General features: G+C 61.7%; 14 protein-coding genes. 5 read left to right on the top strand and 9 right to left on the bottom strand.

The window, feature by feature from the left end; translation table 11 throughout:
- The first annotated feature begins 116 nt into the window (after positions 1-116).
- The 5 genes from CK218_RS10240 to CK218_RS10260 all read left to right on the top strand — a co-directional run bounded on the left by CK218_RS10240 (position 117) and on the right by CK218_RS10260 (position 4982).
- Positions 117-689 carry a DUF1003 domain-containing protein gene (locus CK218_RS10240; RefSeq protein ID WP_095827618.1) on the top strand — a complete coding sequence of 191 codons (573 nt, stop codon included), beginning with the start codon at positions 117-119 and terminating at the stop codon, positions 687-689.
- A gap of 213 nt (positions 690-902) precedes the next feature.
- A complete protein-coding gene (locus tag CK218_RS30535) occupies positions 903-1277 on the top strand; it encodes a hypothetical protein (RefSeq protein ID WP_095827619.1) in 375 nt (124 codons plus the stop codon).
- A gap of 51 nt (positions 1278-1328) precedes the next feature.
- Positions 1329-2447: a TRAP transporter substrate-binding protein DctP gene (dctP, locus tag CK218_RS10250; protein WP_067320507.1), complete on the top strand. Its 1119-nt coding sequence runs from the start codon at positions 1329-1331 to the stop codon at positions 2445-2447.
- A gap of 60 nt (positions 2448-2507) precedes the next feature.
- Complete coding sequence (locus CK218_RS10255) at positions 2508-3608, top strand: TRAP transporter small permease subunit (protein WP_095827620.1); 1101 nt, start codon at positions 2508-2510, stop codon at positions 3606-3608.
- Positions 3609-3650: 42 nt separating this feature from the next.
- Positions 3651-4982 carry a TRAP transporter large permease subunit gene (locus CK218_RS10260; protein WP_245434964.1) on the top strand — a complete coding sequence of 444 codons (1332 nt, stop codon included), beginning with the start codon at positions 3651-3653 and terminating at the stop codon, positions 4980-4982.
- 194 nt (positions 4983-5176) lie between these two features.
- Here the strand turns inward: CK218_RS10260 and CK218_RS10265 are convergent, their stop codons facing one another.
- From CK218_RS10265 to CK218_RS10305, 9 genes are all read right to left on the bottom strand, one after another.
- A complete protein-coding gene (locus CK218_RS10265; protein ID WP_179294467.1) occupies positions 5177-7069 on the bottom strand; it encodes a hypothetical protein in 1893 nt (630 codons plus the stop codon).
- Entirely contained in the window at positions 7066-7404 is a 339-nt protein-coding gene (locus CK218_RS10270; protein ID WP_066994764.1) for an antibiotic biosynthesis monooxygenase, read from the bottom strand. Before CK218_RS10270 ends, CK218_RS10265 begins: the two co-directional genes overlap by 4 nt.
- Positions 7401-8468, bottom strand: a complete 1068-nt coding sequence (locus CK218_RS10275) for a Gfo/Idh/MocA family oxidoreductase (protein ID WP_095827622.1) — start codon at positions 8466-8468, stop codon at positions 7401-7403. The genes CK218_RS10270 and CK218_RS10275 overlap by 4 nt, the downstream gene beginning before the upstream one ends.
- Positions 8469-8473: 5 nt before the next feature.
- Positions 8474-9328: a fumarylacetoacetate hydrolase family protein gene (locus CK218_RS10280; RefSeq protein WP_095783900.1), complete on the bottom strand. Its 855-nt coding sequence runs from the start codon at positions 9326-9328 to the stop codon at positions 8474-8476.
- Positions 9325-10344: a zinc-binding alcohol dehydrogenase family protein gene (locus CK218_RS10285; RefSeq protein WP_095827967.1), complete on the bottom strand. Its 1020-nt coding sequence runs from the start codon at positions 10342-10344 to the stop codon at positions 9325-9327. Before CK218_RS10285 ends, CK218_RS10280 begins: the two co-directional genes overlap by 4 nt.
- Complete coding sequence (locus CK218_RS10290; protein WP_095827623.1) at positions 10344-11159, bottom strand: MBL fold metallo-hydrolase; 816 nt, start codon at positions 11157-11159, stop codon at positions 10344-10346. Before CK218_RS10290 ends, CK218_RS10285 begins: the two co-directional genes overlap by 1 nt.
- A complete protein-coding gene (locus tag CK218_RS10295) occupies positions 11156-12376 on the bottom strand; it encodes a cytochrome P450 (protein ID WP_095827624.1) in 1221 nt (406 codons plus the stop codon). The genes CK218_RS10290 and CK218_RS10295 overlap by 4 nt, the downstream gene beginning before the upstream one ends.
- A gap of 99 nt (positions 12377-12475) precedes the next feature.
- Positions 12476-13495, bottom strand: coding sequence for a substrate-binding domain-containing protein (locus CK218_RS10300; protein ID WP_095779522.1), 1020 nt, complete (start codon positions 13493-13495; stop codon positions 12476-12478).
- A gap of 82 nt (positions 13496-13577) precedes the next feature.
- Positions 13578-14591, bottom strand: a complete 1014-nt coding sequence (locus CK218_RS10305) for an ABC transporter permease (protein ID WP_245418707.1) — start codon at positions 14589-14591, stop codon at positions 13578-13580.
- Between the last annotated feature and the right edge of the window lie 2 nt (positions 14592-14593).

Consider the following 14593-nt stretch of genomic DNA (forward strand, 5'->3'; position numbering starts at 1 on the left):
CGCTGTTGCATCGGGCAGGATCGCCGGACAAGACGCTCGTTCGGCACTCTGGACAGCGGTGAAATGGAGCGAATTGCCAAATAGCGAGTTAGGCTGCCTAGACGGGAGAGACAACAATGAATCCCAAAGCCGCTCCAGAGGACCAGGGCTACGCCACTCCGACCACGCCGGCAGCGGAAGGGCTCGCCCCTGCCCTGGCGCGGAACATCGAGGCACTGGTCGAGAGGCGGAAGCGCGATGCCAAGGCAGCATCGCTGGAGCAGCGCGCGGCGGCGGCAATCAGCAGGTTTGCCGGCAGCATGATGTTCGTCTACATCCACCTCGTCTTCTTTGGCGCCTGGATCGGCCTAAATTTCGGGATCGTGAACTTTATCAAACCCTGGGATCCTTCTCTGGTTATTCTGGCCATGTTCGCCTCGGTCGAGGCGATCTTTCTCTCAACGTTCGTACTGATCAACCAGAACCGCATGGCCGCCCAGGATGATGCGCGGGCAGACCTCGATCTGCAGGTGAGCCTGCTCAACGAGCATGAGACGACCAAGCTCATCAAACTGGTCGAGGAGATCGCGAAGCGCCTGGATGTTCCGACGGAAGCAGACAATGAGTTGAAGGAGCTGAAGCGCGACGTGGCGCCTGAAGCGGTCTTGGACAAGATTAAGGAGGCAACGGGTCAAGCGACGGTCGACTGACCGATCCGTATCCACCGGACGCCAGCAGAAGCTGCTGATCTTGAGGCCTGTCGCGCACTCCATGCTCCCGCCGGGCGCCGCCATCATCCCGCCTGCGCAAATAGCTGGGAGACGCCCGAACGCCATTTGCCAGAGCTGGTTTATACCGCATGGGGAAGTCATGGCGGACGCGCTCGGACTGAGTGTGCCCCATCTCAATCGCGCAATTCAGCATTGCGTGTCGAACAGCTCATCACCAGCAACTCGCGCGTCCTACATCTGACTGACCTCGCGGGCCTGCAAGGACTCGCTCAGTACGAGCCGATGGCTCTTACCCCAATCCCAATTCTGAAGCATCAGATCGACGCCCCGAGCGCGTCATTCGGCGTGACTCACCAATGGATTTATTACAGCCGCACAGGCATACTATGGATCGGGCGCGCAGTGGTTGAAAATGATTGCGCCGCGTTATGTTATTTACAGGCTGCGCCGGTCCCTGTCGCTATCGTTTGTGGCGTTGGCATCCGGCTGGAAACGACTGCGAAAAAGGAGGCAGCTCTGGTCCCACAAGAACGGGACATCCTTTGCGTCATTGATTTTGCGATTTGAGACCGGCGACGGGCCCATCATTTGCCCGCTTGCCGAACAGGGAGGAAAGCAATGGACGGAGAATCGCGTTCCCAATCAAGGCGAAAGTTTCTGAAGACGAGTGGACTTGTCGCTGGGCTAACGGCGACGGCGGTCACCGCGCCCTGGGTTCGAAGGGCCGGAGCCGCAGACGCAATCACCTGGAAAATCCAAACCTCGTGGCCGGCGGGTGTCGGACTTGAAACCTTCCAAAACTGGTGTGGCACCATCAAGGAAAAAACCGGAGGCCAACTCGAATTTCAGCCGTTCAAGGCAAAGGATATCGTTGGTGACTTCGAACTCCTCGACGGGGTGAAGAACGGCGTTCTGGAAGCGATGAACTCGTTTTCACTTTATTGGGCCGGCAAGCTTCCCGCTACGGCGTTCCTGTCCTCTTACACGTTGGGGCTACGCTATCCGCACGAATGGGATATCTTTTTCTATTCAAAAGGTGGTCTGCAGGCCGCGCGCGACCTTTATGCGAAACAAGGCCTTTACTACGTCAACCGCATTCATCACGGCCCGAACATCATCCACTCAAAGACACCGATCCGCTCAATCGAGGATTTTAGGGATCTGAAACTGCGCGTACCGGGCGGCATGATCGCCGAAACCTTCGCGAAAGCCGGTGCCAAGACTACGTTGCTGCCGGGCGGCGAGGTGTTCTCCGCGCTGGAAAAGGGCACGATCGATGCCGCCGACTACACCGGTCCGGCCGTAAACTGGGCCCTCGGTTTCCAGCAGGTGACCAAGTACATCTCCATGGGTCCAGCCGGTCTGATGTCCGTATACCAGCCCGTCGACCTGATGGACTTTGCCGTCAACATGAATGTCTGGAACCAACTCCCGGACAACCTCAAGAAGTTCGTGGAAGACGAGATCCAAGTCTATTCCAATGCCCATTTCGGCTCGATCCAGAAGGCCGACATGGAGGCTTGGCAAAAATTCCTGGATGCCGGCATTGAAATCAATCGGCTTGGACCGGAGGACCTCCAGAAGTTCCAGGAAATCGCGGTGCCCATATGGTTCGAGTGGGCCAACAAGGACAAGGACGCAGCGCGCATCTTTAAGTTGCAGCTCGAGGTCATGGAGAACCCGACAGTCGGTTACGTCACTCCGGACATGTACCAGGGGCTGACCATCAACCTGTGAACCCTCTTCTCGCCCGTCCTGAGCCGGACGGGCGCTCGCTCCTGCAGCAGGCGTTCGCCGATGCCTTCCCTAACATTTGTGCTGCCGCACTGGCTCTACTGGTTAACCCTCGCGGTCTTTCCGCTGGCCGCCGTGCATTTTGTCCATCGAGAACGGGCACAGCGTGATCCCGGCCGTCCAAACCTGTTTCTTGCCTATCTGTTCCTGGTCACAGCCGGCTTCCTCGGCATGCACCGCTTCTATCTGAAGAGCAGGTGGGGATTCTTTTTTATCCCGTTCTTCATCGCGGTACTTTGGACAAGCACCCAGGTGCGCGATGGACGCGAGGCAGTTTCACTCGCGCGATCCCAGAGCGAGCACGCCGAGAGACTGTTGCCGCGTGCCAAGGCAGATACGGCAGCCAACAAGCAGGGGGCTGCCGATCGACTTGCAAAAGCTGAGGCTGAGGCCGCGGCGGCGCGCAACAATCTGACGGCGGCCGTTCACGGGCTCGAGTGGGACAGCAGCATCAGCCGGATTGCGGGACTTCTGCTCGGTCTCATTATTGTCGGCGACGCCCTTCTCATACCCGGTCTTGTGCGGCGCGCCCGCGCCCGTGAGACTGGGCGCGCCGCAACCCACCATGAGATCGTCGTCGATGTGCCCGCGACGCCCGTCAAACAGCCTCTTGCGCCATTTAGGCCGGTCGACTGGCTTGTAAGAGTGACAGGCGAGTTCGTCGCCTATTGGTCGGTCCTCGCGGTCATGGCGTACTATTACGAGGTGGTCGCCCGCTTCGTTTTCAACTCCCCTACCAACTGGGTGCACGAGAGCATGTTTCTGATGTTCGGCATGCAATACATGCTGGCTGGGGCCTATGCCTATCGCGATGAGACCCATGTCAGGGTCGACATCGTGTACAGCCACCTCTCCGAGCGTGGCCGGGCGATCTGCGATATCATCACCTCGGCATTCTTTTTCCTGTTCGTGGGTACAATGCTCGTTGCCGGCTGGCGTTTTGCCAGCGACGCGATGGCGGTGGGCGAGAGTTCTTTCACCGAGTGGGGTATTCAATATTGGCCGGTGAAGCTGGCGATTCCTGTTGGCGCCGCGCTGCTGCTGCTTCAAGGCGTGTCTCGCCTGATGCGTGACATCGCGACCGCAACAAGAAGGCTCCGCTAAGCCATGGGTCTCGAGCTTCCAATCCTGTGGCTGAGCATCCTCATGTTCGGCGGACTGGGCGTTCTTTTATTGCTCGGGCTGCCAATGGCCTTCTGCACGGGCAGCCTCGCCGTTCTCTTCCTCTTCTTATTCGGTAATGCGGCCATGCTGAACATGCTGCCGTCGCGGATTTTTCCCTTCATGACGGATTATCAGCTCTCGGCGGTGCCGCTTTTTATCTTCATGGCCGCGATCCTTCAGAAAGCGGGGATCATCGAGGAGCTGTTTGACGTCGTCTATAAATGGCTGGGTGGGCTGAAAGGCGGACTTGCCTCGGCCACCATAATCTCGTGCACCCTGCTCGCAGCAATGGTTGGGGTCGTCGGTGCGACGGAAGTGACAATGGGCATGATCGCTCTGCCAGCGATGCTCCGCCGCAACTACGACGCAAAGCTCGCCTGCGGTTCGCTGCTCGCCGGAGGAACGCTTGGCATCCTCATACCGCCTTCGGTGATGGCGATCGTCTACGCCGTCGTCGCGCAACAGTCGTTAGGCGAGCTTTTGATCGGGTCGGTATTCCCAGGGCTGCTGCTGTCTGGGATGTATGTCGTCTATGTCACGGCGCGCTGCTACATCAACCCCAAGCTCGGCCCGGCTTTGCCGCCGAGCGAGCGCATCGGCTTTGGGGAGAAGCTGAGGCTTCTGCGCCGCACGTTCATGCCCATTCTGCTCATCCTGCTTGTGCTCGGAGTCATCTTCCTTGGCATAGCAACGCCTGTTGAAGCCGCCGGCATCGGCACATTCGGTGCTTTCATCGTCTGCGCCGCCCATCGCCGCCTGACTTGGGACACGATCCGGGAAGCCGGCGAGGCGACCCTCAAGGCGACTGCGATGGTGATGTGGATATTCTTCGGAGCCACCATGTTCGTCGGCTTCTTCATCCTGAAGGGCGGGCAGAACTTCGTCGCCGAATCCATTCTCGGAACTGGATTCGCGCCTTACGGCATTCTTGTTCTGATGATGATCATCCTGTTCGTCCTGGGCATGTTTCTGGACTGGGTGGGCATTCTCCTTCTCACCGTACCGATATTTCTGCCCATCCTTAAGTCCCTCGAATTCGGCGGTACGTTCGGCTTAGCCGGTGTGGCTCCTGAAGACGTGCCGCTGTGGTATGGCGTCATTTTCATGGTCAACATGCAGATGGCGTTCCTGAGCCCACCGTTCGGCTATTCACTGTTTTACTTGAAGAGTGTCGCGCCACCGGAGATATCGATGGCGACGATCTTCCGATCCGCCGTTCCCTTCTTATTCCTGCAGGCAATCGGAGTAGGGTTGTGCATCGTGTTCCCCTCGATCGTCATTTGGCTGCCGAAGCTCATGTACGGAGGCGGTTGACCGCACACGTCTTTGGCGGTTCGACGCCGACTCAACAATCGAAGGTTCAGCGCTTCAGAGGCGCCGCTCGCCTGCAGAAGCTGCTGATCTTGAGGCCTGTCCGCGCACTCCATGCTCCTGCCGGGCGCCATCATCCCGCCCACGCAAATAGCTGGGAGACGAGACATCCCGCTTTGGATTGCGTATCTTGACGTTCAGCTTTTCCTGGGCCTGCCGTCTGGTCGACTTGGTGTTTGGACAAACTGAAGAGCGACAGAGTTGTACGGCCCCAATGTATGGGCGGTCAGCGGGGACTTCGCCGGCTTCGTGTCCTCACCTGCAACGCAAAGCAGTTTAGCATCCGAGGATAGCGCTATGTCGATCGGCACGGGGGTCAGGTTGGCCGCCAGCACGCGGATCGTGTTGCCGCGACGAAAGGCAATTGCTGCCACGCCTGGCCAATCACTCGAAATCCGATAGCGTTCGACGCCGGCGGCCTCAGCGATTTGGGCATGGACGGCTTGCAAAGGTCGTCGGGAGCCGTCCTCGTTCAAGAGACCGAAGGGGCCAGTCGGTGCTGCCAATATCAACCGCTCGGCGGCTGTCTCAGCGGCCCGGGCCGCGATGCCGACGGCAAAGGCGGCACCGAACAATGCCCGCTGACGCGGGTCGGTGCCGGCGGCTGGCACCCGGTTATTTCGGGGATTGGCTGCGACCGCCTCACCATAGGGATTGTGCCGCAAGCCGATCGTGCAAGGCCCAAGCCAGATCGGCTTTCCGGGACACAATTGCCGTGCTGTCTCCATGACTGCAGGATAAACGGTCAGGGTTTCCATGACCGACTGCTCATCGGCGGCATGCACAATGGCGCTGTTGCCGAAGAAGACGAAATCCGCATTGCCGGTCGGCGGGTTGCGGTTGAATTCGGTGAATAGGGAGGGCGTACCAGCCCCAATCGGACAGGCGAGACCGACAGCCCGCAATGCCTGCACGATCTCGTCAATCGGTCGCTCACCGTTGGGCAAATGGTGTGAGGGGCGTGTCTTGAATTCGCGCCGTGGTGAAACCAGAATGGCGCTCGGTTCGACGCCCGCCAAGCGAACCATAGCTGCAAGGGCCTGGGCCTCGGCCCCGGGGTGGATCGCATCAAAGATCGCCTCGACCGCCAGCCGGGCGCCAAGCGCGCTCGCAAGCTCGGCTGCCTTTTCCAGCACGCGCCGATCATGCCCGCGCGCGCTGTCGAAGCGCAGTATGATCTCCGGCACCGGGCCAAGCGAAGCCGCGCCGGCGATGGCTGCCGGCAGTTGGTCGGGATCGACGAACAGCGCTATCGACGGCATCCGCCCGGCAGGTCCGCCAAGGGTCAGGGTTGCTGTATTGCTGAAAGCCGGTCCAGGCGCCGATGTTTCGGCGTGCACGGAAACCGTGACGCGCTGTATGTCCTTCACACCTTTGCCGATGACATAAGGTCGGGGCTTTGAGAGCGGCCGCACATAAGTCTTGAACGAGGCGTCCGTCCAGTTGCGCTGGTCCTCCATCTCGAAGGCATCGCCTTCCATGGCGACGGCGCAGACCAAGCCGGGTGCTGGCTCGTGCGTCAGCGCTGAAATGTCGAAGGCAGGCTGGTCCGGGCTGATCAATTTGGGAAATGTCGTCTCCTCGATGCTTCCGTCGCTATGCCGGATGGTCAGCCTTTTGCCCGCCGCCTCTGAAGGATGAAGCACCGCGAAACCGGTGCGGTTGGTGGGGAAATCGGTGAGCGCCACGCCATCCGCTTGCAAGGTCAGCTCGCCCGAAGCGTCGCCACGAATCTTCATGCGATAGGCGAAACGTCCCTGCGGGCCGGCGCAGAGTCCGTCATAGCGAAGCTCGAACGACGTGCCGTCCTCGGAAATGCGCATGTTGGAAAGCTCGGCCTTGTAAGTCCCCCAGGACGCATCGCGCGCAAGATAGTTGATCGCCCGAACCACCTCCACGCCGGCAAAACAGATCGTCCGCAGATTGCCGTCCTCGAGAACGGCGGTCAGCGGTCCGGCGGCAAGAAGCTTCCGTTGCGGAAGCGGCTCGTCGGTGCCGTAAAGCGCAAGGAGATCGGCATTGGCGGTCATGCCACCGCCTGCTTGGAATTCTCGTCCACCCTGTAGGTGACGACAGTCTTGCGGCTCACCATGTCACGCGTGCTGGCATCGAAGCTCAGATAGTGAGCCGAAGCGAGGTGCAGGTCGAAGGCAGCCCGATCGCGATAGATCTCGTACAGGAATATCTGGGACGGCTTTTGCGTGCCTAACGGCGTCAGCACATCGAAGCGCAGACATCCCGGCTCGAGTTCCACCGACAGAGACGCGTTCTGCGAAACGAGCCGGTAGAATTCGGGAAAGGTCCCTTCGACAAGATCGAAAACGACGGTGAGGGCAAAGGCCGCTTCGGCAGGCGAAATGCTCATGGCCGCTCTCCGCCATTGGCTAAGCCAGGGTTCCAACGCTTAGGTTCGACCGCGCGCCGTTCGCTGGCGGCGCGATAGGCGGCATCGACCAACGCGTATGTCTTGAGATTGTCCTCACCGCTGGTTTCGGGCGGAACGCCGCGCTGCAGGCTGTCGAGGAAATGGCCGCATGCACCGATCACGCCTTGCTGGGCGACATGCCAGGGATAAGCGGTCCAGGACAGGAGCGGCGAGCTTGCGTCTTCGGTCCACGTCGCGCCGTCGCTGGTCACCGTCATGCTGCAACCGGTTTCGAGCGAAATGGCTCCCCTCGGACCTTCGATGACGAGCAGCGTTTCAGGGAAATGATCCGGCAATCGGCGCGACTCGTAGGTGCATTCCACGACCGACACCGCGCCACTTTGATGCCTGAGCAGCATGGTCGCCGTGTCCTCGGCGCGGATGCGTGGATTGCGCTTCTGTGTTTCGCAGGAGATGTGCTCGACCTCGCCGAGGAAGAAGCGGGACAGGTCCAGCATGTGGATACCGACATCGGCAATCGCGAGCTGCTCCTCGTCATAGAAATAGGGCTGGGTCTTGTAGACGTCGAAGCCGGTCCTGAAGCGTATCCTTGCCCAGCTCGGTGTTCCGATCGCGCCGCTGTCGATTACCTTGCGGATGGCGCGCATCGGCGCCTGAAACCGAAAGTTCTCATGCACGGCAAGCCACGCATTTGCCTTGTGCGCAGCTTCGACGATCGCGATGCAATCTTCCCATGTCGATGCGAAGGGCTTCTGCACGATTGTGGCCAGGCCGCGCGCGAGCGCCATTTCCGCCAACGGCCTGTGCGTGTCGCGGCGTGTCACGATATCGGCCACGTCGAGGCGCTCGGCCTCGAGCATCTTTGCGGCGTCCGAATAATACGGCACACGGAATGTCTCGCCGGCCGCGCGCGCCTTGGCGGCATCCACGTCGCAGACGGCGGCAAGCTGGGCGCCCTGTTCGGCGAGGTCGCTCCAGGAATGCAAATGGTTCTGCGCGAAGAAGCCGCAGCCGATCACGCCGATGCGCAGGGACCGGTCCATGTCCTCTATCCGGCCACAATGGGGGTTCTAAGCACACCGATGCCGGCGGCCTCGATTTCCACGACGTCGCCAGCCTTCATGAATATCTGCGGCTTCTGGAAGGCGCCGACGCCCGCCGGCGTTCCGGTCGAGACGAGGTCGCCTGGTTCCAGCGGCACGTAGTGCGAAAGGAAGGATATCAGCCGCGGCAGCGAGAACAGCCAGTCCGACGTGCTGCCGTTCTGCAAAAGCTTGCCGTTCAGCCTTGTCTTGAGCGCCACGTCGTCCGGCCTGGTCAGTTCATCAGCGGTGACGATGCATGGGCCGATCGGTGCGAAGCCCGCGAAATTCTTGCCGATGGTGATCTGGTTGTCCTTGAATTGGACGTCGCGGGCCGAGATGTCGTTGAGCAGCGTATAGCCGAAGATCGCCGGCATCACGTCGGCTTCGGAAGCCTTGTGCAGATGTTTGCCGATCACGGCCGTGAATTCGACCTCATAATCCATCTGCTCCGTCCGGACCGGCTTTTCGACCCGCACATCGGGCCCGACCACCGATGACGGCAGCTTGGCGAAGAAGAACGGCTCGGTCGGCATTTTGGCATTCGGGTTTTCCTCGGCATGACCTTTGTAGTTGATGCCGGAGCAGAGCACTTTGCCGGGGCGAATGGGCGCTTCGAGGATAGTATCGGCAAGCGCATAGCGCGGCGCCTTGGCAAGTCCCGCGCGGACTTTCTCCAGCGCCGCCCCGCCGCCTTGCACGACCTCGAGCACCGACGCTGCCAGTCCTGCTTCGGTCAGGCAGGCGACCTGCTCGCCGTCCAGAATGCCGGCGTGCTGGCGATGCCCGGCCTGCCTGTGAGAGAAAGTGACGAATTTCATGCGGCCTCCGGGATGAAGACGGCCTTGTGCAGGGCCATCGGATTGTCAGCGAGTGTTTTGAAGACGGTGGGCGTCTCGGACAGCGCAAAGCTGCTGGCGATTTTGGGGTAATGAATCTTGCCCGACGCAAGCAGGTCGAGCGCCTCGGGAAAGCAATCGACGGAGGCGCGCGAACCGAGGATGGTGACCTCCTTGCGGGTGAAATCCAGCCCGGGCAGCGTGACGCCTTGTCCTTTCTTGACGAGACCGAGAATGACGACGCGGCCGCCGGCGGCAACCAGATCGATGGTCTGCTCCATCGCCGGCGCCGCCCCCGTAGCCTCCATCACCACGGGCATGCCTTCGCCTTTCGTGATCTCCGTCACCCGTTCAAGCAGCCCTTCACCGCCGGCCACAGGGATTGCGCCCAGATCGGCGGCGGTGGACAGCCGCTCCGCCGACAGATCCGTGGCATAGACCTTCGCGCCATGGGCCCGCGCGACCTCGACGATCGCCAGCCCGATCGGACCCGCGCCAAGGACGAGGACCGTGTCCTCGTCCGTGACCATGCCGCGCCGGCAGCCCTGCACGCCGATGGCGACGGGCTCGGCGAACGCCGCCTCGAAGTCGGAGAGCCCTTCCGGCACGACGTTCAGATTGCCCGCGGGCGCGGTGACGAATTCAGCGAAGCCGCCTTCGCGATGCACCCCGATGATGGTGAGATTGGCGCAGCAATTGCGTTTGCCGATCCGACAGGGATAGCAATGGCCGCAACCGATGAAGGGGTCGACGACGACCCGCGTCCCGACCTTCGGACCGGCCGCTCCTGGCCCGTAAGCCTCGACCCTGCCGGCGATTTCGTGACAGCCGATCCGAGGATAGGTCACATAGGGGTTCTTGCCGGTATAGATATAGAGATCACCGGCGCAAAGGCCCGCGGCCCTGACGCGTACCAGCACTTCGCCCGGCCCAGGAACGGGCTTCGGCGCATCGGTGATGCGGATCGACTGCGGTTGGTCGAAAATGGCGGCCCGCATCATGCCGCCTTCGCGGGGCGCACGACCCTGCCATCGGCATCGAATTCGATCCAGTCGCGGGCCCGCAGCAGATAGGGATCGGCAATGGCCTCGCCGCGAGCCCTGGCCGCGCCGTGATGTTCCATGTAGTCGGCGACGTCCTTGTCGCCATCGAGCGTGATGTAGTGGCATGGCAGGACAGTCTCGAGTCCGAGCCACTGGGTCGCCAGCACACCTTCATAGGGACTCATCTCGCCCGTCAGCATTTCTCCCGGCATCGGATTGAGATGCAGGATCTCCTGCGGATTGGCGATGCCGATGCAGCCGACATTGGGTTTATAGAGTTCGCCCTGCAGTTTCAGGTCGGAGAAAATGGCGGTATCGCCATAGTGATAGAAGCGCAGCCCGTCGGCATAGACGATGAAGGCCATCGGCACGCCGGAGATGAAGGAGTTGTCCATCAGCCTGATCTGCGACCAGTGATGGCACTCCAGCGGCTGGATCTCAATGCCGGCCACCTTGACCCGAATGCCCCAGGTCGTCGCGCGGATCTGGCTGGCCGGGATGCCGCGATCCATCAGCCAGGCCTTCACCTCGCCGCCGCAGACAACCGGACAGCCGTACGCGGCGGCGATCTTGTCGGTGTCGCCGAGATGATCGAACGCCGCATGGCTGACGATCACCAGATCGACATGGTCGAAGTCGGTGGATTTGGTCGCGGCTCCAGGATTCTGGTCGAGGAACGGGTCGCAAAGGATGCGCAGCCCGTTGCTCGTCACGATCTCGTAGGCGGCCACGCCGTGGAAGCGGATGCGGGTGGTGGGTTGAAGCGTCATCTTCGGTTCGTCTTTCTCGTGTCGATTGTGAGCGGCAGTCGAGCGAGCCCGCGCCGGTCGCCGCGTGTCTTCCAGCGAAGCTCTTGCTCCGATCCCGGTGCGAGCCTTGCGCCGGTCTCGATCAGCGTTTCGAGCGTCACCGCCATTTCCATGCGCGCCACGCCGGCGCCGGCGCACAGATGCGGGCCGGCTCCGAAGGTGAGATGCTTGTTGGGACTGCGATCGAGGCGCATCTCGTCCGGCGCATCGAATACCGACGGGTCCCGGTTCGCCGCGCCGAAACCAAGGGCCACAATGTCGCCCCGCCTTATGTCGCGACCGTGCAGGCACAAATCATGCGAGGCATTGCGGCCGAAAATCTCGATCGGCGAGGAATAGCGCAGGAACTCCTCCACCGCGGTCGGAACAAGCTCCGGTTCGCTGGCAAGCCGATCCAGCGCCTCCGGATGCTCGGCCAGCCATTGCAGCATGACCGAAAGGGCGTCCGCCGTGGTCTCGAAACCCGCGCCGAACACGACCGTCATGAACGAGCGGATCTGAATGTCGTCGAGCCTTTCGCCGTCAATCTCGGCCGCTATCAGCATGCTGACGAAATCGCCCGTCGGCTTGGCGCGTCGCGCGGCAATGAGAGTCTCGATATAGGTGTTGAGTTCGCGGCTTGCCGTCGCTCCAGCGCTCGGGTCCTTCACGTTGAACATGCTGGTGATCCAGCCGACCCACTTGTCCGAGTCTTGCAGCGGCACGTCGGTGAAGGCCGCGAGCGACGTGATCGCAACCGGCACGCAGAATTCGGCAACGGCTTCGGCCTTTCCCGCAGCGGTCATCTTTTCGAAGAGCGACCGGGCCAGCATTTTTACGCGAGGTGTGATCGCGGCAATTCGCTGCGGCGCGAAGACCGGGTTGACCAGGGCGCGATAACGCGAATGCCGGGGCGGATCGATTTCGATCGGCAGTTGAGGTTCGGTCCGCGGCGTGATCACGGGAATGGCCGTCACGCCGGGAACGCTGGACGTGTAGTCGCGCCAATTGATTGCGGCGCTCCGTACATCGTCGTAGCGGCTCAGCAACCAAAAGCCCCCGTATTTGTTCGAGCGTGCTACCGGACATTCTCGGCGCAAATGCTCGAAAGCCGCGAATGGATCGGCAACGAACGCCGGATCGTGGATGTCCACCTCGTCCGGGATGCTCGGTTCGTCCGTTGTCACCATTGCGGCCATGGGCGCGACTTCTGGGTTGGCTGGCTTCGATGCTGCCTCCGGCGGCCAAGGAATGAAACGCCGGAGGCGAGAGGGCAGAGCCCTCAGGGTGGTGGTCGATTACTTGACGCCGAGCGCGGCCGTCACCTTGTCGACATTGTCCTTGGTGACGAGCAGCACGCCGGTGTCGAGCGTGTCCGGAACCGGGCGGCCACCGTCGCTGGCGCCGAGGCCGGCGGACTTCAGTCCGTTGTGGTTGTAGTCGTGCAGGATCTTGACCGCGTAGTAGATGAACAGTTCGCGGTTCTGCACCACTATGCCGTCGACCCAGCCTTCCTTGGCGGTCTTGAAGAAGTCCGGCGTCTGCTCCATCGCCGTCACCTTGATGTCGCCCGGATTCTTGCCGGCCTCACGCAACGCGGTCACGATGCCGGCGCCCGACTCCGAATCGAAGCCCGCTAAGCCGGCGATGTCGGGATGGGCAGCGAGGATCGCGGCCGTCACCTGCGCCGCCTTCTGCGCATCGCCGCCGTCGTCCTCGTTGGAGACGATGTTGTATTTGCCGCCGCCATTGGCCTCGATATAGGCCTTGAAGCCGGCGACTGCCTCCCGCATGTTACCGGCGTTGATGATCGACATCATGGCCAGCTTGCCACCATTGGGCAGCTTCTCCATCATCTTCTTGGCCTGAGCGACACCGACCTGCGTCCAGTTCGTGCCGATGTAGGCGAGACGTCCGGAGTCCGGCAGGTCGCCGTCATCGACGACGGTGGGGACGCCCTGCTCCAGGCACTTCTTGACCGATTCCGTCAGCGACGGATCCCAGCCGCCCACCACGGACACGCCGTTCGGCTTCTGGGCGCAGACCTGATCGACCGCGGCGATGAAGCCTGGCAGGTCGAAATCGGTCGGGCCGGCCACAACCACCTTGACGCCGAGCTCCTCGGCGATCTTCTTCATGCCGACATAGTCGTATTGCACGAAGAGCGGCAGGTTGGCCTTGTTGGAGATCCAGTAATAGGTTTCCTTCGCGTCGGCTGGGCCGAAAGACGATTCCTGCGCGCGCGCCGGTGCCGTCACGGCTGCCGCGAGCGCCGTTATCCCCAAGGCGACCAATGTCGATTTCATCATAAAGCGCATTCCCGTTTCCTCCTGATTGGGTTCTGTTCCCAGTTTTTTGCAGTCCACCGGCCTTGCCGGATTCCCCTCGGTTCCCGCCGGCCTAGCCGCGGCCCGCGGTCTTGAAGCGGTCGAGCGAAACGGCGAACAGCAGGACAAGCCCCACGACCAGTCCCTGCCAGAAAACGCCAACCGCGTTGATGATCATGGCGTTCTCGATCAGCGCTATGAAAAGCACGCCGAGAATGCCGCCCAGAACGGTGCCCTCGCCGCCCTTGAGGCTGGCGCCGCCAAGGACCGTTGCGGTGATGACCTTGAGTTCGATGCCGACGCCGGCATTGACAACAGCGCTGTTGAGCCGCGCCGCCCCGAGCACACCGGCGATGCCTGCCAGCGCACCCATTGTGATGAAGCCGATGAGGATCAGCCTGTCGACGCGGATGCCGGACAGTTGGGCCGCGCGCGGGTTGCCGCCGACGAAATAGAACTGGCGGAAGAAGCGGGTGCGCGCGACCAGCCAGCCGCCGACCAGCACGAGGATCAGCATCGCCCAGAACGGCGACTGGATGCGCAGGATCGGATCGGCGGCGCGGCCATATTCGGCGAAGCTGTCGGAGATCGGCGTGACGCCCGTTCCGGCCGTCACATAGGTCAGGCTGCGATAGATGGTGAGCGTGCCGAGCGTCGCGATCAGCGCGTTGATGCCGATGCGCGTGACGATCAGCCCGTTGATCAAGCCGGCAACCGCACCAACCAGAACGCCGACGAGAAGAGCTGCCTCTGCCGGCCAGCCCCACCAGCCGGCAACTACACCTGCCCAGACCCCGGAAAGCGCGAGCGTCGATCCGACGGACAGGTCGAATGTGCCGGCGATCATCAGCAGCATCATGCCGCAGACGAGAATGCCGACGGGTGCCAGATTGAGCAGCACGGCGCGCATGTTGGGCCCGGTAGGAAAGTTGTGCGGATAGACGATGGTCATCGCCAGCGCGAGCAGCACGACGAGCACGAACAATGTCAGCTCACGCGAGTTGGCCAGGCGGCGCACAATGCGCAGCGGCAGGGCCTCGCGCTGTTCGACCGGGGCCTGCGCTTCGTTCTCGGATATCTGTGCCACGC

Origin of the sequence: Mesorhizobium sp. WSM3879 (assembly GCF_002294915.1) — a bacterium.
Classification (GTDB): Bacteria; Pseudomonadota; Alphaproteobacteria; order Rhizobiales; family Rhizobiaceae; genus Mesorhizobium.

Excerpts from the sequence above, each read along its gene's own strand:
- CK218_RS10270 (WP_066994764.1), bottom strand. The coding sequence starts at position 7,404 with ATGAGCATTTCGCCTGCCGAAGCGGCCTTTGCCCTCACCGTCGTTTTC.
- CK218_RS10295 (WP_095827624.1), bottom strand. The coding sequence starts at position 12,376 with ATGGCCGCAATGGTGACAACGGACGAACCGAGCATCCCGGACGAGGTG.
- CK218_RS10275 (WP_095827622.1), bottom strand. The coding sequence starts at position 8,468 with ATGGACCGGTCCCTGCGCATCGGCGTGATCGGCTGCGGCTTCTTCGCG.
- CK218_RS10240 (WP_095827618.1), top strand. The coding sequence starts at position 117 with ATGAATCCCAAAGCCGCTCCAGAGGACCAGGGCTACGCCACTCCGACC.
- CK218_RS10285 (WP_095827967.1), bottom strand. The coding sequence starts at position 10,344 with ATGCGGGCCGCCATTTTCGACCAACCGCAGTCGATCCGCATCACCGAT.
- CK218_RS10260 (WP_245434964.1), top strand. The coding sequence starts at position 3,651 with ATGTTCGGCGGACTGGGCGTTCTTTTATTGCTCGGGCTGCCAATGGCC.
- CK218_RS10265 (WP_179294467.1), bottom strand. The coding sequence starts at position 7,069 with ATGACCGCCAATGCCGATCTCCTTGCGCTTTACGGCACCGACGAGCCG.
- CK218_RS10290 (WP_095827623.1), bottom strand. The coding sequence starts at position 11,159 with ATGACGCTTCAACCCACCACCCGCATCCGCTTCCACGGCGTGGCCGCC.
- dctP (WP_067320507.1), top strand. The coding sequence starts at position 1,329 with ATGGACGGAGAATCGCGTTCCCAATCAAGGCGAAAGTTTCTGAAGACG.
- CK218_RS10300 (WP_095779522.1), bottom strand. The coding sequence starts at position 13,495 with ATGCGCTTTATGATGAAATCGACATTGGTCGCCTTGGGGATAACGGCG.
- CK218_RS10255 (WP_095827620.1), top strand. The coding sequence starts at position 2,508 with ATGCCTTCCCTAACATTTGTGCTGCCGCACTGGCTCTACTGGTTAACC.
- CK218_RS10280 (WP_095783900.1), bottom strand. The coding sequence starts at position 9,328 with ATGAAATTCGTCACTTTCTCTCACAGGCAGGCCGGGCATCGCCAGCAC.